Source organism: Streptomyces sp. DH12 (genome assembly GCF_020873895.1).
Taxonomy (GTDB): Bacteria; Actinomycetota; Actinomycetes; order Streptomycetales; family Streptomycetaceae; genus Streptomyces.
Genome location: NZ_JAHWGT010001107.1, coordinates 1 through 449 on the forward strand (window position 1 = coordinate 1; position 449 = coordinate 449).

The window sequence follows — 449 nt, forward strand, 5'->3', positions numbered from 1 at the left end:
TATCTATATTCCATTAAATAACAATCTTCTTTTTTGCCCTCGTGTAATTCATGTTCTGGCAAATCTTCAATAATTCTAAAACCAGATTTTTGGTATGCCCTTATTGCTCTTGGATTATTTTTATGAGGGTCTAAAATAACTGCATTAGCATTTCTTTCTTTTTTCAAAAATTCAAAAATCAATTTAATATATCTTGTACCAATTCCTTTACTCCAATAATTTGGCTCTCCTATAAATTGATCCATACCATAGACTATCTCATCAGTTTTTGGATAATGATAATCAGTATATAACTCATCATACATTTTATATATTTGTCCATATCCAATAGGAACATTGTTATATTCAATAATTACTCTAAAAACTTCATCTTCCCAAGGCTCTGTATAATGTTTTTTTAATGATTCTAATGTATATTTTTTATCTCTACCACCATAAAATTCTAATAC

At 26.9% G+C, this 449-nt stretch carries 1 protein-coding gene; it reads right to left on the bottom strand.

Going from position 1 to position 449, the window contains the following annotated elements; genetic code table 11:
- Positions 1 to 449, bottom strand: a 449-nt coding sequence (locus tag LPA54_RS38760; protein ID WP_228985084.1) for a GNAT family N-acetyltransferase, incomplete at both ends; no start/stop codon positions are given.